Source organism: Rhizobium sp. H4 (genome assembly GCF_003013335.1).
In the GTDB taxonomy this organism is placed as follows: domain Bacteria; phylum Pseudomonadota; class Alphaproteobacteria; order Rhizobiales; family Rhizobiaceae; genus Rhizobium; species Rhizobium sophoriradicis.
The window spans coordinates 57,383-78,491 of the sequence record NZ_PSOW01000017.1 but is presented as its reverse complement, the minus strand read 5'-3'; the positions used below and the strand labels follow the sequence as shown (position 1 = coordinate 78,491).

The following is a 21,109-nucleotide window of genomic DNA, read 5'->3' as shown; positions in this document are numbered from 1 at the left end:
CGCGAGAAGATCGCAGGCGACTATAGGTGCCGCTCAGTCGAAGGCAAGCGTGGTTTCCATCGCCTTGCCGCCATCGATGACCAGCACGCTCCAGCGCTTGCCCGATAGATCATAATCCTTCGGCAGCTTGCCGATTGCAATGTCGGTCTTGAAGGTGGCGCCGTCGCGTTTGCCGCCGATCTGCTTGGTGTAGGCATAGCCGCTCGGGCCGGTGACGATGATATCGGGGACGCCGCCGCTTCCCCCGCCCGGCAGCCTGAGCGTCAGCGACAACGTCTTCCTGTCCGGCGAGACCGCATGCGCCGTGACCTTGAAATCGGCCGAAGGCGGCTTCGGCAGCGCCGCATCGGCGGCCGCAAGGATCGCCTCCTCCTGCGGATGCGACTGGATGGCGGGACCGAGCGTCACCGCCAGATTTGCCTGGAAGGGAATGCAGATATCCCTGCAGATGCCGATGAAAACAGTCGCGTCGATCGCGACCGGACCTTTGCCGGCCGCCATCAGCGACAGCGGCAGTGTCACCGGCGCGTCATAGGCGATATCCTCGATGGCGCCTTTGAAGAAATGCTTCGGAACCGGATAGGCGATGGTTTCAAGCGTGACGCCGCTTGCCGGTGCGATGGTGACTTGAGGCGGAATGCCGCTGTTGCCGGGCTCGCGCCAATAGGTGATCCAGCCGGGTTTCGGTTCGATCTGCAGGCCGGCGCGGATTTTGCCGCCGGCATCGGGCGCCAGCGCCACGAGGCGCATGCGGCCGCCTTCGGCCTCGGCCCAGGCGCTCATCTCCGCCCGGGCGGAACAAAAGGGGGCAACGGTCGCGGCCAGTGAAATGGCCGCCATGAAAAGCTGGCGGGGTGCCAAACAAATAATCATCATGGAACAAAGGTTTACAGAAAGTGTCGTTTGGTCGCCAGAAGCGGACGGCCACATAATCTTCATTTTCAGTTGATTGATTGGTGACATTGGCCCATCTTTCTCTTGTCGGGGCCTTTTTGCGGTCTGGCGGCAGGAGGAACGATGTCCTTATCGACGCTGAAGAACAGACGGGAACGTGGCTTCTTCGATGGCCAGTTCCTCATCGCCATGCCCGGCATGGAGGACCGCAATTTTGCGCGCACCGTGATTTACATCTGCGCGCATTCGGATGCAGGCGCCATGGGCTTCGTCATCAACCGGCCGCAGAGCCTCACCTTCACCGACGTGCTGCTGCATCTCGACATGATCAAGCAGGAAGAGCCGATCGTGCTGCCGCAGCGCGCCCGTGACTTCCCGATCCAGACAGGCGGCCCGGTGGAAAGCGGCCGCGGCTTCGTGCTGCATTCGGACGATTATTCCAGCGACTCCTCGATCCCGGTCAGCGACGACATCTGCCTGACGGCGACGCTCGACATCGTGCGCGCCATCTCCAAGGGCGTCGGGCCGAAGCGCGCGACGATGCTGCTCGGCTATTCCTCCTGGGGGGCCGGCCAGCTCGAAAACGAGGTCGCCAACAATGGCTGGCTCACTTGCCCGGCCAATGAGGAGTTGATCTTCGACCGCAGCCTCGAGGACAAATACGAGCGGGCGCTCGCCGGCATGGGCGTGACCGCCGCCATGCTTTCGGCCGAGGCCGGCCACGCCTGACGCCTGTGGCGCCGTGGCTGGCGGTCGCTGGAACGAATAGCTGCAAGTGACGTTTCCTTCCCGCGCGGACGAGAGGTCCGACGCCAACAAGGAGATATTACATGGGTAGCACCAGCGACAAGATCTCAGGCAAGGCCAACGAAATCGCCGGCAAGACGAAGCAGGCGGTCGGCAAGGCTGCCGATGATCGCGACATGCAGGCCAAAGGCGCCGTCCAGGAAGCCAAGGGCAAGGGGCAGGTCGCAACCGGCAAGGTCAAGGGCAAGCTCAAGGGCGCCGTCGACCGGCTCTGACCAGAAAGCGCATCCTTGATGAACCATGCCTGCTGCGCCCTTCGCGCGGCGGGCATTTTTAATCCGCCGCTGCTTTGCTGAGATTAAGACGATGAAGCTTTTCGCCTGCGACAATTGCGATCAGGTGGTCCATTTCGACAACCGCCACTGCGTGCGCTGCAACCATCGTCTCGGGTTTCTGCCCGGCGATCTCGCCATGCATGCGCTGGAGCCGGGCGACGAGACGGTCTGGCAGCTTGTTGCCGATCCCGAGCGGCAGGTGCGCTTCTGCGCCAATGCCGGCCTCGACATCTGCAACTGGCTGGTGGAGGGCGACAGCGACTTCTGCTCCGCCTGCCGCCATAACCGGCTGGTGCCGAACACCGATACCGAGGACGGCATTGGCCGCTGGCGGCGGATCGGCCAGGCGCAGCGGCACCTCTTCTATTCGCTCCTGCGCTGGAAACTGCCGCACCCCGACCGCCTCGAGGATCCGCAAGGCGGCCTGGTCTTCGATTTCCTCGAGGATTCGCTGCAGAATGACGGCCATGTCGTGCCTGCGATGACCGGCCACGAGGAAGGCCTGATCACCATCCGCGCCGCGGAAGCCGACGACGCGACGCGCGAACAGGCGCGCAGCTCGATGAAGGAGCCCTATCGCACGCTGCTTGGCCATTTCCGCCACGAGGCCGGCCATTTCATCTGGAACAAGCTGGTGCGCGACCGCGACGGCCTGGCGGATTTCCGCGCCGTCTTCGGCGACGAACGGCAGGACTATGCGGCCGCACTGCAAAGACATTATGCCGGCGGCCCGCCTCCGGGATGGCAGGACAATTTCATCAGCGCCTATGCGGCATCCCACCCCTGGGAAGATTTCGCCGAGTGCTTCGCCCACTACCTCCATATTGTCGACACGCTGGAGACGGCGCGCGCCTTCGGCATCGCCATCGATCCGCGCGGCCACGAGGAAATATCAGGCGAGGTCGATTTCATCCCTTACAGGGCAAAAAGCGCCGAGCAGCTGGTCAGCGCCTGGGTACCGCTCAGCCTGGCGATCAACGCCATCCAACGCAGCATGGGCCAGCCCGACGCCTATCCCTTCGTGCTCTCCTCGCCTGTTGTGGCCAAGCTCGAATATCTGCACCGGCTGATCCAGGGGGCCGCCGTCGTGGCGCGGCAATAGGTGGGGTAAATGCTGCACGAACTTCGCTGGCCGCACGGCACACCATTCATTGCCCTTCGCTCGCGCTCAGTGCCTCGCTCCTGTCGTCGCTCACCCCCTCATCTGCCTGCCGGCATCTTCTCCCCGCTGGGCGAAGGGGAATCGTGGCATCGCCGTGTCCTGCTTCAACCGCGCGACGGGTGCGACCCTGTCTGCTCAACCGAATACTTAATCATCATCAGCGCTGCCGCCTTGCTAAGTAACAGATCGCGCTCGTCCGCCAAATCCTGTTCGAAACGCTGACAGAGCTTTTCATAGACATCGAAAAGTGCTCTTGCCTCGTCCTGCCGACGATACACGTTCTCCATACGATCTATCGTTGAGCTCAATTCGATGGTCGTGGGAATAGATGACACATCCACCTCCTGAACAGAACAACCCTCATCCGCCTGCCGGCCCCACTGGGGTCGAGCCACGGGTCTCGACCCGTCCTTCGGACCCCCGCGGGCGCGGAGAAGGGGATATGCCGCGACCTCTCCGTCCCTCGCCAAGGTCTCGTATGGCACGTCCCCTCGCCCCGTTTTTACGGGGAGAGGGTTAGGGTGAGGGGCAGCCTTCAGGCACAGGTGTAAGCCCCCTAATCGCCGCCACACCCTAAACCGAAACCGCCTTACCCTTCTTGAACGGCTCCATGCCCCGGCGGGCAAGTTCATCCGCACGTTCGTTTTCCGGGTGGCCGGCGTGGCCCTTGACCCAGTGCAGCGTCACCTTGTGGCGGTTGCGGGCTTCTTCCAGCGCCTGCCAGAGTTCGGCGTTCTTCACCGGCTTCTTGTCCGATGTCTTCCAGCCGTTTTTCTTCCAGCCGAAAATCCACTTGGAGATGCCGTCCTTGACATAGGCGCTGTCGGTATAAAGGTCGACCTCGCAAGGGGTTTTCAGCGCCTGCAGGGCAGAGATCGCCGCCATGAGTTCCATGCGGTTGTTGGTCGTGTCTGCTTCGCCGCCGCAAAGCTCCTTTTCGACGTCGCCGTAACGCAGCACCGCGCCCCAGCCGCCGGGACCGGGATTGCCGGAGCATGCGCCGTCGGTGAAGATATCGACGTGTTTCATAGGCTCAACCCGTATTCGGCGGCCGAGCCGATCTGGCGGTGGAAGCGCAGTTTGCGCAGATATTCGAGCGGGTCCTTTTTGGTGACCATGGCGCCCTCCGGCGTTGTCAGCCAATCGTAGAGCCGGGTCAGGAAGAAGCGCAGCGCCGAACCGCGCGACAGCACCGGCAAGGCGGCGATCTCTTCGCTGCTCAAGGGGCGCACGCTCTGGTAACCCTCGAGCATCGCCGTGCCCTTGGTGATGTTGTAGGCGCAGTCCTTCTCGAAGCACCAGGCATTCAGGCAGATCGAGACGTCATAGGCGAGCAGGTCGTTGCAGGCGAAATAGAAATCGATCAGGCCCGAGAGCTCATCACCGAGGAAGAAGACGTTGTCGGGGAAAAGATCGGCATGGATGACGCCGGCCGGCAGGTCGGCTGGCCAGGCGGCGGCGAGGAAATCGAGTTCGCTGCGGATTTCATCCTGCAGCCCGGGCTCGACCTCGTCGGCGCGCGCCGCGGATTTTTCCCAGAGTGTGCGCCAGCCGTCGATCGACAGCGCGTTCGGCCGCTTCAGCTCGAAACCCTCGCCCGCCACATGCATTTGGGCGAGCGCCCGGCCGACTTCGCGGCAATGCTTTGCCTCCGGCTTTCTCAGCCACATGCCTTCGAGGAAGGAGATCAGCGCCGCCGGGCGGCCGGAGAGTGAGCCGAGCAGCGCGCCGTCGCGGCGCGGCAGCGGCAGCGGGCAGGACAGGCCGCGGGCGGCAAGATGCTGCATCAGGCCGAGGAAGAACGGCAGATCGGCCTTTTCCACTCGCTTCTCGTAAAGCGTCAGGATCAGCGGCTCCTTGGAGGTGTGCAGCAGGAAGTTGGAATTTTCCACACCTTCGGCGATGCCCTTGTAGGAGAGCAGGCTTCCCGCATCATATTCGGTCAGGAACCACTTCAGATCGTCTTCGGCGATATCGGTATAGACTGCCAAGTGAGGTCTCGTCTTCGCGTTATGGATGGTGGATGGGCCGGACCGCGGTTCGGCCTAGCCGTTGACGAAGGCCATGTCGGCCGCCGTCAGCTCGATGCTGCGCAGCTCGCGATTGACCAGGAAATTCTCGGTTTCCTGCACCGTTTCGGCCAGTTCGACACGGGCGTCGAAGCGGGCGCGGAACGCCTCGATGATCTCGTTGACGATGACCTCGGGCGCGGAAGCGCCGGCGGAAAGGCCGAGCGTCGAGATCGCACCGATCTCGTCCCAGTCGAGTTCGGCGGCGCGTTGCACCAGGATCGATTTCTTCGCCCCTGCCCTCAGCGCCACTTCGACCAAACGCTTGGAATTGGAGGAATTCGGCGCGCCGACGATGATGAAGAGATCGCAGCCGGGGGCCGCCTGCTTCACCACTTCCTGGCGATTGGTCGTCGCATAACAGATCGAATCGGCCGCCGGCGCTGTGAGCTTGGGAAAACGCTCCTGCAGGCGGGCGATGACGCCGGCCGTATCGTCGACCGACAGCGTCGTCTGGGTGACATAGCCGAGATTGTCCGGGTCGGCGGGCGCGTAGGCGTCGGCATCCTCGATCGTCTCGATCAGCGAGACAGAGCCCTCCGGCAGCTGTCCCATCGTGCCGATCACCTCAGGATGACCGGCATGGCCGATCAGGACGACATGGCGGCCGAGGCGGTTGTGGCGCATCGCCTGCTTGTGGACCTTGGAAACCAGCGGACAGGTGGCGTCGAGATAGAAGAGGTTTCGGCTAACCGCATCCTCCGGCACGGATTTCGGCACGCCATGGGCGGAGAAGACCACCGGCTGGGCGCGATGCTCGGCCGGGATCTCGTCCAGTTCCTCGACGAAGACGGCGCCCTTGGCCTCCAGCCCCTCGACGACATAACGATTGTGGACGATCTCGTGGCGCACATAGACCGGAGCGCCATAGGATTTCAGCGCCAGCACGACGATCTGGATGGCGCGGTCGACGCCGGCGCAGAAGCCGCGCGGCCCGCAGAGCCTGATCGTCAAGGGAGGTTTCGCCGCAATATTCATGTCTTTTCCGTCAAGAATTCATATTCCTGTACCTGTCACAGGAATGAGGGAGAACGTGGCCAGGTCCAGCTTCAACAGCGACGTCCCGCGAGGTCGTAATCGACGTCTAGCCCAATATAGTCGAGAATTGAAGCGATACTATTGCGAGGGTTTGTTGCCCGGCTTGCGGAACCAGGAGATCGCCACCACGACGACGAGCACGGCGGCCAGGCCATACCAGGTGAAGGCATATTGCAGATGGTCGTTCGGCAGATCGACCTGGGTGACGCCGCCGATCGGCAGGCCGGCCGGATTGGGCGCTGAATCGGCATCGACGAAAAAGGGGATGACACGCCCCTTCTCCAGCCCGACGCTGTCGGCCATGACGTCGAGGTCCTTCCAGTAGAAGATGTTCTTGGCGACGTCATTGTCCGGCACCAGCGAGGAGGGCTTGCCGGGAAGTTTTGCCCGCGCCAGGCCGGTGACGGTCTGCTGATCCGTCAACTGGCCCTGCATGCGCATTTCCGGTTCCTTGTTCTCATAGGGAACGAAGCCGCGATTGACGAAGAGGACCCGGCCGTCGGCAAGCTCGAGCGGGGTGTAGACGTAAAAGCCGGTCTGGCCGCGCCAGGTGGCGAAGAAATGCCGCTCCTTGTTGTTGATATAGCGGCCGGTAGCGGTGACCTTGCGGTATTCGATGTCGCCGCCGGATGCCGCGATTGCCTCGATATCGGCGAGCGGCACGGGCGCGGCAGCCTGGCGCGCGGCGATATCGGCGAGCAGGCCCTCTTTCCAGTGGAGACGCTCCACCTGCCAGGTGCCGAGCGAGATCAGGATGGCGAGCGCAATCAGCACCAGCACGCCTGTTATCACAGGCAGCCGGCGGCGCGGGGCGGCGCGGTCCATATCAGTCACTCAGGCGTCCCTCGCGGGCATTGTGGCGGTATTGCATGGCGATCAGGATGCCCTTGAACCAGCGCAGCGTCAGCAGCGACAGGATGATCGTCAGCGGCCCGAACAGCAGGATATGCACCCAGATCGGTGGGCCGTAATTCACCTGCAGCCAGAGCACCATGCCGATGATGACAAAGCCGACGATCAGGATGACGAAGACAGCAGGACCGTCGCCGGAATCGGCGAAGGAATAATCGAGGCCGCAGCAGGCGCAATGCGGCTTTACCCCGAGCAGGCCATCGAACAGCTGGCCTTGACCGCAGCGCGGGCAGCAGCCCTTGATACCTGTTTTAACAGGATCGACGGGGGGAAAATGAGCGCTGTCCTCGTTCATGCCATTCCTTCCCGCAGTTGCCTTCGCGGTCGCGGCTTGTTCAATGCTGCCTTAACTCTCCCATAATGTATTCGCATCCCGAATGGAAAGGCCTGCGCGGTTTCGCCTCACCGATTCGCGCCAAACAGAAGAAGAAGAAGAACGATGACCCATGACAGCCATGCCGGGCAGATCATCATCCTGAACGGTGCCCCGCGGAGCGGCAAATCCAGCATCGCCCGGGCAATCCAGGAGGAATTCGAGGGACCGTGGATCAACCTCGGCGTCGACAGCTACAATGCCATGACGCCACGGCGCTATTTGCCCGGCATCGGCCTCAGACCCGGCGGCGAGCGGCCGGAGTTGGAAGAGCTGATACCATTCCTCTATGCCGCCCTCTATGAATCGATCGCCATCCATGCCGGGCTCGGCCTCAACGTCGTCGCCGATCTCGGCCATCACGACAGCTACTCACAGCCGCTCGGCATTCTCGGCGATTGCGCCCGGCGCCTTGAAGGATTTTCCGTGCTGTTCGTCGGCGTGCGCTGTCCGATCGAGACAATCATGCAGCGGCGGGAGGTTGCAGAGGGGGGCCGCGAGACACTGTATCTGCGCGCCACTGACGACGTGCCGATCCCCGAACCGGTGCAGCGATGGCAGGACGAAGTGCACCGGCCCGGCATTTACGACATCGAGGTCGATACGTCGGTGCTGACCGCTCTGGAATGCGCCGAGGCGATCCGCCACCGGCTCGATCTCGGCATCCCCGAACCTTCAGCCTTCGAGAGAATCGCTGGCGGGCGCTGATGGCTGTAGAACTTCTGCCCGTGAAAGAGGCCGAGGATTGGCTGGCCTATCATGCCATTCGGCGGCACGTCTTGTTCGAACTGCGTGGCCTCGATGGTTACGACGACAAACATCCGGATGAGCATGACGCGAGCCATATACCCCTTCTACTGAGGAAGGATGGCATAGCACTCGGCACAGTTCGCCTTGACCTGTCGAACGGCCAGTCCGGTGTCGTGCGACTTGTCGCCATCATGCCGGAATATCAGAGTCAGGGGCTCGGGCGGATTTTGATGTCCGAAGTCGAGAGGCTGTCGGCATGGCATGGCCTCTGCCGCCTGGAGGTCCATGCGGCGCCGGATGCTGTGCCTTTCTACGAAAAGCTTGGCTGGGTCATGGTCGATGCCGGCAAAAGCAGTCCGCTCATGGCGAAGGACATTCAGTCATCCCGTCATGGCAGCGGATCCGGCGACGATCCGTCGTTCCCGCGCCGGTAGGCGTTTGGCGATCAAGCTCGCATTGCTTCCCGCAGCAATTCAATGGTCTGCGTGACGGATCGGCCTTCAACCTGGGGCGGCAGCGCGCGCTCGCAAAACTCGCGCCAGACAAACAGCGTCAGCTCAGCGCCGTCTGTCGGGGTTTCTCCCGGCCCGTCCGCAAAATTCTGAAGCACGCGATAGCGGCTGTCTTTCCAGAACAGTTCCTCCACCCAAGCATAGATCGGGATCACATGAAAATGGATGGGATAGCCGGGAGAGTGTCCAAACCGGCCGATATAAATGCGTTGCGCTCCCAGTTTCCGCTTCAGTACGTCCTGAGCTTTCGCCAGCAATGGACCAAGCTCCGTTAATGCGGCTTCGGACAGATCGGAAAGATCGTTGGTGTCCAGCTTGGAACTGATCATGAGATAACCGGGAAGAGCGGAATTCACCCGGTGGTTCACCAGCCATCCATCCGTCTCGACAACATGAAAACGATCGGGGATCTGCAAATTGCCTACTCCTCTATGAATTCAGGAATTTTGCAGATGGAGCACTCAAGACCTCTCCCGGATCATGCCAATGCTCTATCGATGACAAAGAATGGATGAGTGTCCGCCTCCTGCCAATCGTACGCCTCACTGTTCGTCATGCTCGGCATCCATGCACGCGCTCCGTCTTGTCCCAGGAGATCGCGGGGACGGCCCCCTCATCCGCCTGCCGGCACCTTCTCCCCGTAAACGGGGCGAAGGAGGATAGCCGCGACCTCTCCGTTCCCCACTAACCTCTCGCAGGGCACGTCCCCTCGCCCCGTTTACGGGGAGAGGGTTAGGGTGAGGGGCAGCCATTGTTCCGAACCGGGCAGCCGCGCAATGACGGAGGATGGAGCGAACCATACAAAAAAGGCGGGCACCAGGCCCGCCTTTCGTTTCAATATCTTCCCGATCAACCGGCTGCGACGGGTGCGCCCCAGCCGCCCCAGACGTAGATGCAGAAGAACAGGAACAGCCAGACGACGTCGACGAAGTGCCAGTACCAGGCGGCCGCCTCGAAGCCGAAATGCTGTTTCGGGGTGAAGTCGCCGCGCAGCGCGCGCAGCAGGCAGACCAGCAGGAAAATGGTGCCGACGAGGACGTGGAAACCGTGGAAACCGGTCGCCATGAAGAAGGTCGCGCCGTAGATCGAATTCTTGAAGGCGAAAGGCGCATGAGCATATTCATAGGCCTGGACGGTGGAGAAGAATATGCCGAGCAGCACGGTCAGCGTCAGGCCCTGGATCAGGCCCTTGCGGTCATTGTGCAGCAGCGCATGGTGCGCCCAGGTGACCGTCGTGCCGGACAGCAGCAGGATGACGGTGTTGTAGATCGGCAGGTGCCAGGGATCGAGGACCTCGATGCCCTTCGGCGGCCAGACGCCGCCGGTATAGGCGAGCCGCGAGGCCTGGATTGCCTCGTTCGGATAGAGGCTGGCGTCGAAATAGGCCCAGAACCAGGCGACGAAGAACATCACTTCGGAAGCGATGAACATGATCATGCCGTAGCGCAGGTGCAGCGAGACGACGCGGGTATGGGCGCCCTCATGGGCTTCCTTCACCGTATCGGCCCACCAGCCGTACATGACGTAGAGAACCAGCACGAGGCCGATATAGAAGAGCCAGGGATTGGCGAGCTCGGCGCCGGCAACCTTGAACGAGCCGCCGTTCAGGTAGCGCATGTAGCAGACGCCGCCGATCGCCATGATGAAGGCGCCGAACGAGGCGAGAATCGGCCACGGGCTCGGATCGATGATGTGGTAGTCGTGATTCTTTTGGTGCGCATCGGCCATGTAGCTATCCCCGGATGTCTTCCTCACTTCGCTCCCGGCATAGCCGGAAACGAGCCTTGATCAAAGTTTCTTTTCTATCTTCACCGCTCCACCCTCATTCGAAGCGACAGGCTTCGGACCCTCTTTCGGATAGAACGTATATGACAACGTCACCGTGTGGATATCCTTCGATTCCACCGCCTTGACGATATCAGGGTCGATGTAGAACACGACCGGCATTTCCAGCTTCTCGCCCGGCTTCAGGTCCGTGTCGGTAAAGCAGAAACATTGCACCTTGTTGAAATAGGCGCCCGCTTCGCCCGGCGTGACGTTGAACACCGCCTGGCCGCGCTGGATCTCGTTCGAGCGATTCTCGGCGACGAAATTGACCTGGATGGTTTCGCCGATCTTCGGATTGACCTCGCGCTCGACCGGCTTGAAATTCCATTGCAGGCCCGGCGCAACATTGGCGTCGAAGGTCACCCGCATCTTGCGGTCGAGGACGACGCTCGACATCTGCTCGACGCGCTGGGTCGTGCCGTTATAGCCCGTCACCTGGCAGAAGAGACGGTAGAGCGGCACGGCGGCATAGCTCATCGCCCCCATGCCGAAGACGAAGCTCAGGCACATCATGACGACGGCGCCGTTGTTGCGCCCCTGCTTCCTCGGTGCGGCGGCCTTGTCGCTCATCCGGCTGCTCCCCCACCCATCTTCACGATCGCCATCACGTAGAAGAGAACGACGAGACCGGCGAGCACCAGCCCGAGGGCGATGTTGCGGTTGCGGCGCGACTTCATCTGCTTTTCGGTGAGCTTGACGAGATCCATCAGAACAAGCCTCCCGCTTGCGAAACCAGCATGGCGGCCAGCCGGTCGATCATCAGGGCGGAGAAGACGGCGAACAGATAGAAGATCGAGAAGGCGAAGAGCTTCTTTGCCGGGATCATCTTCAGATCGCCGTCCGGCATGCGCCAGACGGCGATGGAACAGTAGACGAAGATCGCCCCGAGGGCGGCGGCGACGAGGCCGTAGCCGTAGCTGGCAAAACCCAGGAAAGACGGCAGGACCGCGCAGATCGCGGTCAGCACCGCATAGGCGACGATCTGATGTTTGGTCACCCGCTCGCCGGAAACATTCGGCAGCATCGGCACGCCGACGGCCTCGTAGTCGCGCATCTTGAAGAGCGCGAGCGCCCAGAAATGCGCCGGCGTCCATAGGAAGATGATCAGGAAGAGCACCGTGCTCTCGATCGTCACCGTGTTCGTCACGCAGGCCCAGCCGATCATCGGCGGAAAGGCGCCGGCGGCACCGCCGATGACGATGTTCTGCGGCGTCGAGCGCTTCAGCCACATGGTGTAGATGACGGCGTAGAAGAAGATGGTGAAGGCGAGGATGCCGGCCGACAGCCAGTTGACGGCAAGGCCGAGAATGACGACCGAAAAGCCCGACAGCACCAGGCCGAAGGCCAGCGCCTCGGAGGGCGCGATGCGGCCGGCCGGGATAGGACGCTTGGCGGTGCGGCTCATGACGGCGTCGATATCGGCGTCGTACCACATGTTGAGCGCACCGGAGGCGCCGGCGCCGACGGCGATGCAGAGGATGGCGATCAGGCCGAGGACCGGATTGATATGGCCCGGCGCCAGCACCAGGCCGGCAAAAGCAGTGAAGACCACGAGCGACATCACCCGTGGCTTCAAGAGTTCGAAGTAATCGCGTGCGCTGGCTTCCGACAATTCGCCGTCCTCTGCAAGCGCCTCGTGATTGTCGATGACCGTCATCATTCCGTCCTGAATGTCTCAATGTCAGGACGCCGTATCGAGATGCGGCGTCCTGTTATCCGCACAGTTTACTTGATGCGCGGCAGCTGTTCCCACTGGTGGTAGGGCGGCGGCGAAGGCAGCTGCCATTCGAGCGTCGTCGCGCCCTCGCCCCACGGATTGTCGCCCGCCACGCGCTTCTTGGCGAGGGCCTCGAAGACGCAGAAGAGGAAGACCACCACGCCGAAGGCCGAGATGTAGGAGCCGACGGAGGAGACGTAGTTCCAGCCGGCATAGGCATCGGGATAGTCGATGTAGCGGCGCGGCATGCCGGCGAGGCCGAGGAAGTGCTGCGGGAAGAACACCAGGTTGACGCCGATGAACATGATCCAGAAGTGCAGCTTGCCCAGGAATTCGCTGTAGAGGTAGCCGGTCATCTTCGGGAACCAGTAATACCAGCCGGCGAAGATCGCGAAGACGGCGCCGAGCGACAGAACGTAGTGGAAGTGCGCCACGACGTAATAGGTGTCATGCAGCGACCGGTCGAGACCGGCATTGGCGAGCTGGACACCGGTGACGCCGCCGACCGTGAACAGGAAGATGAAGCCGATCGCCCAGAGCATCGGCGTGCGGAACGAGATCGAGCCGCCCCACATCGTCGCGATCCAGGAGAAGATCTTCACGCCCGTCGGAACGGCGATGACCATCGTGGCGAAGACGAAGTAGCGCTGCGCGTCGAGCGACAGGCCGACCGTGTACATGTGGTGGGCCCAGACGACGAAGCCGACGGCGCCGATCGCGACCATGGCGTAGGCCATGCCGAGGTAACCGAAGATCGGCTTCTTCGAGAAGGTCGAGATGATGTGGCTGACCATGCCGAAGCCCGGCAGGATGAGGATGTAGACCTCGGGGTGACCGAAGAACCAGAACAGGTGCTGGTAGAGGATCGGATCGCCGCCGCCTTCCGGAGAAAAGAAGGCCGTGCCGAAATTGCGGTCGGTGAGCATCATGGTGATGCCACCCGCCAGAACCGGCAGCGACAAGAGGAGCAGGAAGGCAGTGATCAGCACGGACCAGGCAAAGAGCGGCATCTTGTGCAGGGTCATGCCGGGCGCGCGCATGTTGAGGATGGTGGTGATGAAGTTGATCGCACCGAGGATCGACGAGGCGCCGGCAATATGGAGCGCGAAGATCGCAAGGTCGACTGCCGGCCCCGGCATGCCGCTGGTCGACAGCGGCGGATACATCGTCCAACCGCCGCCGGCGCCATAAGCGCCTGCGGGACCTTCAACGAACATCGAAAGCAGCAGCAGGATAAAGGCCGGTACGATCAGCCAGAAGGAGATGTTGTTGAGGCGCGGGAAGGCCATGTCGGGGGCGCCGATCATGATCGGCACCATCCAGTTGGCGAAACCGCCGATCATCGCCGGCATGACCATGAAGAAGATCATGATCAGCGCGTGCGCGGTCGTGAACATGTTGAACATCTGCTTGGCGCCGTCGATTGCGGCGTCGCCCTCATAGCCGTAGACCATCGAGGCCAGGCCGTGGAAGATCTGGATGCCCGGCTCCTGCAGCTCCATGCGCATGGCCACCGACAGAGCGCCGCCGATGATGCCGGCAATGATCGCGAAGATCAGGTAGAGCGTGCCGATGTCCTTGTGGTTGGTCGAAAACAGCCAGCGATTGACAAAGCTCGGCGTGTGCCCGTGATCGTGGTCATGATCATGGGCGTGGTCATCATGGGCATGACCGTGAGAATGATCGTCGTGAGCGGAAGGTCCAGCCATTGTCCCGATCCCCTTTAATTACTGTGCTTCGGCGACGTCGACGGTCTTTGCGGGACCATCGGTTGCGGCCATGAGTGTCTTATAGGCGCCGGGCAGGTCGCTGGCGGCCGTGGTCAGCCACTGCTTGTACTTGTCCTCGGAGACGACGCGGATGGCGATCGGCATGAACGCATGGTCCTTGCCGCAGAGCTCGGAACACTGGCCGTAGAACAGGCCTTCGCGCTCGGCCTTGAACCAGGTTTCGTTCAGGCGGCCGGGAACCGCGTCGATCTTCACGCCGAAGGAGGGCATCGCGAAGGCGTGGATGACGTCGGTCGGCGCGGCAGTGACGAGAACGCGCACGGTCTTGTTGACCGGCAGGACAAGCTCGTTGTCGACGGCGAGAAGCCGGGGATAGACCGACTTGTCTTCCTTGCCGGCGGCGGCGCGGTCCTGATCCTTCAGGAGATAGGAATCGAAGGCGAGCGGCGTTTCGCCTGAGCCCTCATATTCATAATTCCACTGCCACTGGGTGGCGGTCGCCTTGACCGTGACGTCGGGATTTTCCGGCAGCGTCAGCTGCGCCGTCAGCAGGTTGAAGGAGGGAATGGCAAGAAGCAGCAGCACCAGGACCGGCCCCACGGTCCAGATGACCTCGATGAGCGTGTTGTGGCTCGTTCTCGAGGGCACCGGATTGGCGCTGGCGCGGAACTTGACGCAGACGAGAATGAGCAGGATCAGAACGAAGAGCGTGATCGGAACGATAAACCACAGGGTATATTGTTCGAACCACTGGATTTCCCGCATGATCGGCGTCGCAGCCGGCTGCAGCGTCGCCTGCCACGGCGTCGGCTGGTCGGCATATGTGCCGGAAGCAAAAAGCAGACAGACCAGCGCGGTCAGAGCTGCATAAGCCTTCTTCATCACCTTATTATCTCCCTCGAGCGCTTGACCTGCAAAACCAATGCAGAATCCTTGCCATCTTCAGCGCTTCAAACCACAGTTTGGCATTTGCCGCAACAGGCCAGAGCAATTGTCTATGCGGCATTTTTGCTTAAAGCATAGGCAGGCCCGAACGGCAAAACATCACAAGTTTTTCATCAGCATATGAAAAAACACCTTTCCGGCCAATCCGGCCGCCGCACATTCTTGCCGAAAGGTCCAATTTCTGCCGCAGTCCCCCGGTTTTCACGGGGTGGGGCTTTTCATTTCCGGTGGGCAGCTTCAACAATAGCCGCAATGATTCGATATCCAGAGGTTTTCATGGGTTTCCGTTCCCTCGCGCAGTCGCTCGTCGTGACTGTCAGCATCGCGGCTGCCGCGGCGACGCCCGTTTTCGCACAGCAACCCGCTCCCTCCCCAGCCCCGCCCACCGCACCAGCACCGGCCGCCCCGGCGCCTGCCCCGCAGCAGCCGAACGCCGCCAGCCCGAAAGTCGAACCGGTGACGCCCGGCCAGACGCAGCCGCAGGCGCCGGGCACGGTGAAATCCAATCATGGCGCCTGGTCCGTTGTCTGCGACAAGCCGGCCGGCGCTTCGGCCGAACAATGCGCGCTGATGCAGAACGTCATCGCCGAAGACAGGCCGGAAGTCGGGCTTTCCGTCGTCGTCCTGAAGACGGCCGACCGCAAGTCGAAGATCCTGCGCGTGCTTGCACCGCTCGGGGTGCTGCTGCCGAACGGCCTCGGCCTCAATGTCGACGGCAAGGATATCGGCCGCGCCTATTTCGTGCGCTGCTTCGCCGATGGCTGTTATGCCGAAGTCGTGCTCGAGGACGAGTTGCTGAAGACCTTCCGCAGCGGCGCCCAGGCAACCTTCATCGTCTTCCAGACCCCCGAAGAAGGCATCGGCATCCCCGTCGACCTCAAGGGTTTTGCCGAGGGTTTTGACGCGCTGCCGTAAGGGCAATTTCCGTCTCCTGGTCCGCCCCTCATCCGCCTGCCGGCACCTTCTCCCCGCTCGCGGGGCGAAGGGGCATCGCCGCAACCTCTCGGTTCCCCGCCCACGTTTCGCAGGGCACGTCCCCTCTCCCCGTTCACGGGGAGAGGGTTAGGGTGAGGGGCAGCATCCGCTGAACGGGCCAGTGTCGCACAAGACCGAGTACCTTCTCCCAACAAAGAATAATTCCGCCGCAGGGCTTCACTCTTTATCAGGTAGAGCCCTATCTAGGTGAGTAAGCGCATTCCCGCATGCCCATTGGAGCCAGACCATGACCACCGATCTCCTGACGCTTTTCGATGCCGACGAAGCCACGATGCGGGGCCTTGTCGCCGAGGCGCTCGCCGGCGCCGATGACGGCGAGCTCTTCATCGAGCATGCGCAGGCCGAAGCGCTGACCTTCGACAATGGCCGGCTGAAGGGCGGCAGCTTCAATACCGAGCAGGGTTTCGGCCTTCGTGCCGTTGCCGGCGAAGCGGTGGGTTATGCGCATGCGGGCGATCTTTCCGTCACGGCGCTGAAACGGGCGGCCGATGCCGTCAGTGCGGTCACGCGCGGTTATGCCGGCAGCTATGCAGCGGCACCCCAGCGCACGAACCGCAAACTCTATACCGACGAAAATCCGATCGGCTCACCGAGCTTCGAGGAAAAGGTGAAGGTGCTGACCGAGATCGACGCCTATCTCAGGAACAAGAACGACAAGGTGAGACAGGTAACGGCTTCGGTGGCGGCAAGCTGGCAGATGGTCGACATCCTGCGCGCCGACGGTCATCGCGTCCAGGACATCCGTCCGATGACGCGCATCAACATCTCGGTCGTGGTCGGCGATGGCGACCGGCAGGAAAGCGGCTCCTATGGCCAGGGCGGCCGCATCGGCTTCGGCGATTTCATCGCGACGGGAAGCTGGAAGTTCGGCGCCGACGAGGCGCTGCGCCAGGCGCTCGTCAATCTCGAAGCGATCGATGCGCCGGCGGGCACGATGGACGTCGTTCTCGGCTCCGGCTGGCCGGGCGTGATGCTGCACGAGGCGGTCGGTCACGGGCTGGAAGGCGATTTCAACCGCAAGAAGACGTCGGCCTTTTCAGGCCTTCTCGGCCAGATTGTCGCCGCTCCCGGCGTTACTGTCGTCGACGACGGCACGATCGACAACCGCCGCGGCTCGATCACCGTCGACGATGAGGGCACGCCGTCAGGCTACAATGTGCTGATCGAGAACGGCAAGCTCGTCGGCTATATGCAGGACCGGCAGAATGCCCGGCTGATGGGCATGGCGGCCACCGGCAACGGCCGCCGCCAGGGTTATGCGCATGTGCCGATGCCGCGCATGACCAACACCTATATGCTCGGCGGCGACAAGACACCTGATGAAATCATCGCCTCGGTGAAGAAGGGCATTTATGCAGTCTCCTTCGGCGGCGGCCAGGTCGACATCACCTCCGGCAAGTTCGTCTTCGGCTGCACCGAGGCCTATCTGATCGAGAACGGCAAGGTCGGCGCGCCGATCAAGGGCGCCATGCTGATCGGCAACGGCCCGGATGCGATGAAGCGGGTATCGATGATCGGTAACGACATGAAACTCGACACCGGCATCGGCAATTGCGGCAAGGCCGGCCAATGGGTTCCGGTCGGCGTCGGCCAGCCGCATCTGCGCATGGATCAGGTCACCGTCGGCGGCACGCAGACCTGAGGCGGGAGGTGTTGATGGCGGAGATCGAAATCAGACCCTTTGCCGAAGGCGACGCCGACGACGTGCTGTCGGTGATCCTGCCGATCCAGCGCGAGGAGTTCGGCATCGATATCACCGCCGATGCGCAGCCGGATCTGAGGGTCATCCCGGATTTCTACCAGTCCGGCAAAGGCCAGTTCTGGGTCGCCGTCAAGGACGGCGCGATCGTCGGCACGCTCGGCTTGAAGGATATCGGCCACAATCAGGCGGCGCTGCGCAAGATGTTCGTCGCCTCCGAAGTTCGCGGCCGCGAACACGGCGTGGCGGCGTTGCTGCTCGAGCGCATGTTCGCCCATGCGAGGGATGCCGGCCTCACCGATATCTTCCTCGGCACCACGGACAAGTTCGTCGCCGCCCATCGCTTCTACGAGAAGAACGGCTTTACCGAGATTGCCAAGAGCGCCCTGCCCCGTGCCTTCCCGCTGATGGCGGTGGACAACAAGTTCTATCGCTACAAGCTCGGCTGATTCACGCAGCCGGCATGCCTTAGCTCTTCGGCAGCTCCGCCGGCTGAAACAGCCACTTGCGTTCGATCGCCGCGGCAAGATCGATATCGTTGCTGCGGGCAAACAGCAGCAGGTGGCCGAGAAGGTCGGCAGTCTCGTCGGCCAGATCGCGCCGCATCTCCTCGGGCGAACGGCCCTTGGCACGACCCCGGCCGGTCAGCCGGTTCCAGGCCTGTGTCAACTCGCCCATTTCTTCCTGCAGCTTCAAGAGAAACCAATCGGCATCGCGTTCGATACCGTTTGCGGCGACATGGGCGGCGGATGAGATTTCGAACTGGTCGGCAAGACGACGCAACATCAGCGTTCTCCTTTTGTTTATGGAGGAGACGCTGATTCCCGATGCTTGTCCAGAGTGGAACTTGAGTGCCGGGCGGCGATCAGCCGTGGTCCGGCAGCAGCATGCAGTCATAGGAGCGCTGCTTCAGCGCATTGCAGGCCGAGACGGCGGCGTCCCTGCTGGCAAAACCGACGAAGCGGGCGCGATAAATCCTGTTGGCGCCCTCCCCGACCGCCTCGGTATAGGGCGAGGCGGAAACGAGCGGCGCGCCGCCTTCCGACTGCGCCTGGGCGAGAAGGGCGCGCGCCGCATCGGCGCTCGGGGCGGCCGAGATCTGGATCTGCCAGTCGCCATCAGCCTTTTTCGCCGAGGTCTTCGATGTCTTGCCGGCATTCAGGATCTCGTCCATCGCGACCGGACGGTCCAAGGGCACGACGGCGTCATCGGCATAGGCCAGGCTCTTCGACGCGAGGTCGTCGGCAGGGCGCGGCGCGTTGAGCGGTACCGGGACATCGGAAGCATCGGCGGCGGAAGCGACTTCGACGGCCTCCTTGGCGCCGACGCTCGCCACCAGCCTGGCGCCGCCGGAAGACGAGGCGCGGCCGAGATAGCGGTCGAGCAGCGCCGCCATCTTGGCGTCGCGGCTGCGGGCGGTGCGGCCGCCGAGCACGACGCCGACGACGCGGCGGTTACCGTCCCTGACGGCGCTGACGAGGTTGAAGCCCGAGGCGTTGGTATAACCGGTCTTGATGCCGTCCATGCCCTGGTAGCGATACATGAGATTGTTGTGGCCGCGCACGGTCTTGCCGCGAAAATTGAAGCTCGCCATCGAAAACAGGCGGTATTCATTCGGATAATTCTTCATCAGCGCCACGCCGAGCGTCGACATGTCGCGCGCCGTCGTCACCTGGCTGCTGTTCGGCAGGCCGGATGCGTTGAGGAAGACGGTGCGGCTCATGCCGAGCTGGCGGGCTTTTGCCGTCATCATCCGGGCAAAATCGCTCTCCGAGCCGCCGAGCGTCTCGGCCATGGCGGCGGCGGCGTCATTGGCGGATTTGACGATCATGCCATAGACCGCCTCGCGCACCGTGATGGTGCCGCCCGCTTTGACACCGAGCTTGGTCGGCGGCCGCGCGGCCGCGTATTTCGACATTCTGATCGGCGTATCCCAGGTGATCTTGCCGCGCTTCAGCGCCTCGAAGGTGAGATAGAGCGTCATCATCTTCGTCAGCGAGGCCGGATGGTTCAGCGTATCGGCGTTTTCGGAGGCAAGAACCTTGCCGGTGCGGGCATCGAGGATCAGCGAGGCGCTGCCGGCAAGAGCCGCAAGCGGCGCCGAAACGGCCAGCGTCACGGTCAAAACAGCCGCCAATAGCTTTCTCATGGAATCCCCCTGATGCGCTGGCTCTCGATGGCCGGCCCTGTGTCGTAATGTGACAGAAGCCGCAAGTTTGTCGCGACTTTGCGGCAACGCCTAACATTTTTCTAGTCTTTTCATCGTCTTGGTTAACAAAAAACGAAAGAAGCTGTGCGCAAACGGGATTCAGCAAGGCTTAAGCCGCTCTTGCTAGTTTGCCGTAAAAGGCGATGGGCGGGGGCATGACGGGACAATTGAAGCGGCTGGCAAAACGCGTGGCGATCGGCGCCGGGCTCGAGGCGTCATGGCTGATCGCCTCTGCCGGGCTGATGCCACAGGCGCGCGGGCGCGGCGTCGTCTTCACGCTGCATCATGTCCGCCCGCATGTGAGCCAGGCCTTTGAGCCGAACGCGCATCTGGAAATCACCCCTGCCTTTCTCGATGCGGCGCTGCGCCGGCTGACGCGGGAGGGCTATCGTTTCGTGTCGCTCGATCGGGTGCCGGCTTTTTTGGCGGAGCCGGAGGGCGGCAGGCCATTTGCGGCCTTCACGCTCGACGACGGTTACCGCAACAATCTGGAGCATGCGCTGCCGGTATTCGAACGGCACCAGGCGCCGTTCACGGTTTTCGTCAGCCAGGGTTTTGCCGAAGGCTCCCACAGCATCTGGTGGGAGACGCTCGCCGTGCTGCTGCGCAGCCGAAACGAGATCCGTTTCGACTTCGGCGGCGGCCGGGAGCGCCTGGCGCTCGACCGTCCGCAGCAGCAGTGGAACGCCTTCGACCGCTTTGCCGCTTACATCCACCGTACGGACGAGGCACGCGCCGTCGCCGTCATCGACAGCCTGGCGCGGGAAAACGGCATCGAGCCGACGGCAATCGTGCGTGAGCTGGTCATGGGACCCGGTGAGCTGCAATGGCTTGCCAGACGTCCGCTCGCCGCACTTGGGGCGCACACGATCAGCCACCGCGCCCTTGCCCGGCTGCCGGCAGCCGAAGCGCGGATAGAGATGCAGGTTTCGGCCGATTATGTCGAGGGGCTGACCGGCATCCGCCCCGATACGATCGCTTATCCCTACGGCACGCCGCAGGCTGCCACCGTTCGCGAGGCGCGGATTGCCGGCGATCTCGGCTTTTCGGTCGCCGTCACCACGCAGCCCGGCCTGCCGGCAGCCGCCAGCACCGCCTATCTGCCGCGCATGTCGCTGAACGGCTTCTACCAGAAGCGACGCTACGTCTCGGCGCTTGCCTCCGGCATACCGCTGAAGCTCATGGGCAGGTAGG

The 21,109-nt window shown here is 62.5% G+C and carries 25 protein-coding genes; 9 read left to right on the top strand and 16 right to left on the bottom strand.

Features of this window, described 5'->3' with window-relative positions; translation table 11 throughout:
* Positions 1 to 33 precede the first annotated feature (33 nt).
* Positions 34 to 876, bottom strand: coding sequence for a protein-disulfide reductase DsbD domain-containing protein (locus C4N04_RS24140; protein WP_179363811.1), 843 nt, complete (start codon positions 874 to 876; stop codon positions 34 to 36).
* Positions 877 to 1,017: 141 nt separating this feature from the next.
* Here C4N04_RS24140 and C4N04_RS24135 point away from each other — a divergent pair, with 141 nt between their 5' ends.
* The 3 genes from C4N04_RS24135 (at position 1,018) to C4N04_RS24125 (ending at position 3,078) form a co-directional block, all read left to right on the top strand.
* On the top strand, positions 1,018 to 1,623 hold the full coding sequence (locus C4N04_RS24135) for a YqgE/AlgH family protein (RefSeq protein ID WP_038687330.1): 606 nt from the start codon (positions 1,018 to 1,020) through the stop codon (positions 1,621 to 1,623).
* 101 nt (positions 1,624 to 1,724) lie between these two features.
* Entirely contained in the window at positions 1,725 to 1,916 is a 192-nt protein-coding gene (locus C4N04_RS24130) for a CsbD family protein (RefSeq protein ID WP_009992169.1), read from the top strand.
* Positions 1,917 to 2,007: 91 nt separating this feature from the next.
* A complete protein-coding gene (locus C4N04_RS24125) occupies positions 2,008 to 3,078 on the top strand; it encodes a putative zinc-binding metallopeptidase (protein ID WP_106797196.1) in 1,071 nt (356 codons plus the stop codon).
* Positions 3,079 to 3,242: 164 nt separating this feature from the next.
* Here the strand turns inward: C4N04_RS24125 and C4N04_RS31625 are convergent, their stop codons facing one another.
* The 6 genes from C4N04_RS31625 to C4N04_RS24095 form a co-directional block, all read right to left on the bottom strand.
* On the bottom strand, positions 3,243 to 3,473 hold the full coding sequence (locus C4N04_RS31625; RefSeq protein WP_125461962.1) for a hypothetical protein: 231 nt from the start codon (positions 3,471 to 3,473) through the stop codon (positions 3,243 to 3,245).
* A gap of 238 nt (positions 3,474 to 3,711) precedes the next feature.
* Positions 3,712 to 4,167 (bottom strand): ribonuclease HI, encoded by a 456-nt coding sequence (gene rnhA, locus C4N04_RS24115; RefSeq protein WP_009994544.1) that lies wholly within the window; start codon positions 4,165 to 4,167, stop codon positions 3,712 to 3,714.
* The gene (locus C4N04_RS24110) at positions 4,164 to 5,129 is read right to left on the bottom strand and encodes a homoserine kinase (RefSeq protein WP_096762589.1); all 966 of its coding nucleotides are present in this window, start codon (positions 5,127 to 5,129) and stop codon (positions 4,164 to 4,166) included. Before C4N04_RS24110 ends, rnhA begins: the two co-directional genes overlap by 4 nt.
* 54 nt (positions 5,130 to 5,183) lie before the next feature.
* Positions 5,184 to 6,185, bottom strand: coding sequence for a 4-hydroxy-3-methylbut-2-enyl diphosphate reductase (gene ispH, locus C4N04_RS24105; RefSeq protein ID WP_039618273.1), 1,002 nt, complete (start codon positions 6,183 to 6,185; stop codon positions 5,184 to 5,186).
* Between the two features lie 138 nt (positions 6,186 to 6,323).
* Positions 6,324 to 7,079: an SURF1 family protein gene (locus C4N04_RS24100; RefSeq protein ID WP_039618271.1), complete on the bottom strand. Its 756-nt coding sequence runs from the start codon at positions 7,077 to 7,079 to the stop codon at positions 6,324 to 6,326.
* A complete protein-coding gene (locus C4N04_RS24095; protein WP_096762591.1) occupies positions 7,072 to 7,452 on the bottom strand; it encodes a DUF983 domain-containing protein in 381 nt (126 codons plus the stop codon). The genes C4N04_RS24100 and C4N04_RS24095 overlap by 8 nt, the downstream gene beginning before the upstream one ends.
* A gap of 144 nt (positions 7,453 to 7,596) precedes the next feature.
* On the opposite strand from C4N04_RS24095, the gene C4N04_RS24090 reads away from it, so the two are divergent.
* Together C4N04_RS24090 and C4N04_RS24085 are read left to right on the top strand one after the other, a co-directional pair.
* Positions 7,597 to 8,238 (top strand): chloramphenicol phosphotransferase, encoded by a 642-nt coding sequence (locus tag C4N04_RS24090; protein ID WP_096771219.1) that lies wholly within the window; start codon positions 7,597 to 7,599, stop codon positions 8,236 to 8,238.
* Positions 8,238 to 8,714: a GNAT family N-acetyltransferase gene (locus C4N04_RS24085; RefSeq protein WP_106797195.1), complete on the top strand. Its 477-nt coding sequence runs from the start codon at positions 8,238 to 8,240 to the stop codon at positions 8,712 to 8,714. The genes C4N04_RS24090 and C4N04_RS24085 overlap by 1 nt, the downstream gene beginning before the upstream one ends.
* 11 nt (positions 8,715 to 8,725) lie before the next feature.
* Here C4N04_RS24085 and C4N04_RS24080 read toward each other — a convergent pair whose 3' ends face one another.
* From C4N04_RS24080 to coxB, 7 genes are all read right to left on the bottom strand, one after another.
* Positions 8,726 to 9,208: an HIT family protein gene (locus C4N04_RS24080; RefSeq protein ID WP_009992277.1), complete on the bottom strand. Its 483-nt coding sequence runs from the start codon at positions 9,206 to 9,208 to the stop codon at positions 8,726 to 8,728.
* A gap of 433 nt (positions 9,209 to 9,641) precedes the next feature.
* Positions 9,642 to 10,520: a cytochrome c oxidase subunit 3 gene (locus C4N04_RS24075; RefSeq protein WP_010055616.1), complete on the bottom strand. Its 879-nt coding sequence runs from the start codon at positions 10,518 to 10,520 to the stop codon at positions 9,642 to 9,644.
* A 60-nt stretch (positions 10,521 to 10,580) separates the two neighbouring features.
* Positions 10,581 to 11,189 carry a cytochrome c oxidase assembly protein gene (locus tag C4N04_RS24070; protein WP_077990962.1) on the bottom strand — a complete coding sequence of 203 codons (609 nt, stop codon included), beginning with the start codon at positions 11,187 to 11,189 and terminating at the stop codon, positions 10,581 to 10,583.
* On the bottom strand, positions 11,186 to 11,326 hold the full coding sequence (locus C4N04_RS31925) for a hypothetical protein (RefSeq protein WP_038687313.1): 141 nt from the start codon (positions 11,324 to 11,326) through the stop codon (positions 11,186 to 11,188). The genes C4N04_RS24070 and C4N04_RS31925 overlap by 4 nt, the downstream gene beginning before the upstream one ends.
* Positions 11,326 to 12,276, bottom strand: a complete 951-nt coding sequence (locus tag C4N04_RS24065) for a heme o synthase (RefSeq protein ID WP_106797240.1) — start codon at positions 12,274 to 12,276, stop codon at positions 11,326 to 11,328. The genes C4N04_RS31925 and C4N04_RS24065 overlap by 1 nt, the downstream gene beginning before the upstream one ends.
* 68 nt (positions 12,277 to 12,344) lie before the next feature.
* Positions 12,345 to 14,045: a cytochrome c oxidase subunit I gene (gene ctaD, locus C4N04_RS24060; protein ID WP_038687311.1), complete on the bottom strand. Its 1,701-nt coding sequence runs from the start codon at positions 14,043 to 14,045 to the stop codon at positions 12,345 to 12,347.
* Between the two features lie 18 nt (positions 14,046 to 14,063).
* Positions 14,064 to 14,948, bottom strand: coding sequence for a cytochrome c oxidase subunit II (gene coxB, locus C4N04_RS24055; protein ID WP_077990963.1), 885 nt, complete (start codon positions 14,946 to 14,948; stop codon positions 14,064 to 14,066).
* A 315-nt stretch (positions 14,949 to 15,263) separates the two neighbouring features.
* On the opposite strand from coxB, the gene C4N04_RS24050 reads away from it, so the two are divergent.
* From C4N04_RS24050 to C4N04_RS24040, 3 genes are all read left to right on the top strand, one after another.
* A complete protein-coding gene (locus C4N04_RS24050; RefSeq protein WP_077990964.1) occupies positions 15,264 to 15,926 on the top strand; it encodes an invasion associated locus B family protein in 663 nt (220 codons plus the stop codon).
* Positions 15,927 to 16,233: 307 nt separating this feature from the next.
* Complete coding sequence (gene tldD / locus C4N04_RS24045; RefSeq protein ID WP_106797194.1) at positions 16,234 to 17,649, top strand: metalloprotease TldD; 1,416 nt, start codon at positions 16,234 to 16,236, stop codon at positions 17,647 to 17,649.
* A gap of 14 nt (positions 17,650 to 17,663) precedes the next feature.
* The gene (locus C4N04_RS24040; protein WP_106797193.1) at positions 17,664 to 18,155 is read left to right on the top strand and encodes a GNAT family N-acetyltransferase; all 492 of its coding nucleotides are present in this window, start codon (positions 17,664 to 17,666) and stop codon (positions 18,153 to 18,155) included.
* A gap of 19 nt (positions 18,156 to 18,174) precedes the next feature.
* Here C4N04_RS24040 and C4N04_RS24035 read toward each other — a convergent pair whose 3' ends face one another.
* Both C4N04_RS24035 and C4N04_RS24030 read right to left on the bottom strand, forming a co-directional pair.
* Positions 18,175 to 18,492, bottom strand: coding sequence for a MazG nucleotide pyrophosphohydrolase domain-containing protein (locus C4N04_RS24035; protein ID WP_009990581.1), 318 nt, complete (start codon positions 18,490 to 18,492; stop codon positions 18,175 to 18,177).
* Positions 18,493 to 18,571: 79 nt separating this feature from the next.
* Positions 18,572 to 19,855 carry a D-alanyl-D-alanine carboxypeptidase family protein gene (locus C4N04_RS24030; RefSeq protein WP_106797192.1) on the bottom strand — a complete coding sequence of 428 codons (1,284 nt, stop codon included), beginning with the start codon at positions 19,853 to 19,855 and terminating at the stop codon, positions 18,572 to 18,574.
* Between the two features lie 215 nt (positions 19,856 to 20,070).
* Here C4N04_RS24030 and C4N04_RS24025 point away from each other — a divergent pair, with 215 nt between their 5' ends.
* Complete coding sequence (locus tag C4N04_RS24025) at positions 20,071 to 21,108, top strand: polysaccharide deacetylase family protein (protein WP_106797191.1); 1,038 nt, start codon at positions 20,071 to 20,073, stop codon at positions 21,106 to 21,108.
* Position 21,109 lies beyond the last annotated feature (1 nt).

Coding starts and splice junctions, on each gene's coding strand:
- C4N04_RS24140 (WP_179363811.1), bottom strand. CDS start 876: ATGATGATTATTTGTTTGGCACCCCGCCAGCTTTTCATGGCGGCCATT.
- C4N04_RS24135 (WP_038687330.1), top strand. CDS start 1,018: ATGTCCTTATCGACGCTGAAGAACAGACGGGAACGTGGCTTCTTCGAT.
- C4N04_RS24130 (WP_009992169.1), top strand. CDS start 1,725: ATGGGTAGCACCAGCGACAAGATCTCAGGCAAGGCCAACGAAATCGCC.
- C4N04_RS24125 (WP_106797196.1), top strand. CDS start 2,008: ATGAAGCTTTTCGCCTGCGACAATTGCGATCAGGTGGTCCATTTCGAC.
- rnhA (WP_009994544.1), bottom strand. CDS start 4,167: ATGAAACACGTCGATATCTTCACCGACGGCGCATGCTCCGGCAATCCC.
- ispH (WP_039618273.1), bottom strand. CDS start 6,185: ATGAATATTGCGGCGAAACCTCCCTTGACGATCAGGCTCTGCGGGCCG.
- C4N04_RS24095 (WP_096762591.1), bottom strand. CDS start 7,452: ATGAACGAGGACAGCGCTCATTTTCCCCCCGTCGATCCTGTTAAAACA.
- C4N04_RS24090 (WP_096771219.1), top strand. CDS start 7,597: ATGACCCATGACAGCCATGCCGGGCAGATCATCATCCTGAACGGTGCC.
- C4N04_RS24085 (WP_106797195.1), top strand. CDS start 8,238: ATGGCTGTAGAACTTCTGCCCGTGAAAGAGGCCGAGGATTGGCTGGCC.
- C4N04_RS24075 (WP_010055616.1), bottom strand. CDS start 10,520: ATGGCCGATGCGCACCAAAAGAATCACGACTACCACATCATCGATCCG.
- C4N04_RS24070 (WP_077990962.1), bottom strand. CDS start 11,189: ATGAGCGACAAGGCCGCCGCACCGAGGAAGCAGGGGCGCAACAACGGC.
- C4N04_RS31925 (WP_038687313.1), bottom strand. CDS start 11,326: ATGGATCTCGTCAAGCTCACCGAAAAGCAGATGAAGTCGCGCCGCAAC.
- C4N04_RS24065 (WP_106797240.1), bottom strand. CDS start 12,276: ATGACGGTCATCGACAATCACGAGGCGCTTGCAGAGGACGGCGAATTG.
- ctaD (WP_038687311.1), bottom strand. CDS start 14,045: ATGGCTGGACCTTCCGCTCACGACGATCATTCTCACGGTCATGCCCAT.
- coxB (WP_077990963.1), bottom strand. CDS start 14,948: ATGAAGAAGGCTTATGCAGCTCTGACCGCGCTGGTCTGTCTGCTTTTT.
- C4N04_RS24050 (WP_077990964.1), top strand. CDS start 15,264: ATGATTCGATATCCAGAGGTTTTCATGGGTTTCCGTTCCCTCGCGCAG.
- tldD (WP_106797194.1), top strand. CDS start 16,234: ATGACCACCGATCTCCTGACGCTTTTCGATGCCGACGAAGCCACGATG.
- C4N04_RS24040 (WP_106797193.1), top strand. CDS start 17,664: ATGGCGGAGATCGAAATCAGACCCTTTGCCGAAGGCGACGCCGACGAC.
- C4N04_RS24035 (WP_009990581.1), bottom strand. CDS start 18,492: ATGTTGCGTCGTCTTGCCGACCAGTTCGAAATCTCATCCGCCGCCCAT.
- C4N04_RS24030 (WP_106797192.1), bottom strand. CDS start 19,855: ATGAGAAAGCTATTGGCGGCTGTTTTGACCGTGACGCTGGCCGTTTCG.
- C4N04_RS24025 (WP_106797191.1), top strand. CDS start 20,071: ATGACGGGACAATTGAAGCGGCTGGCAAAACGCGTGGCGATCGGCGCC.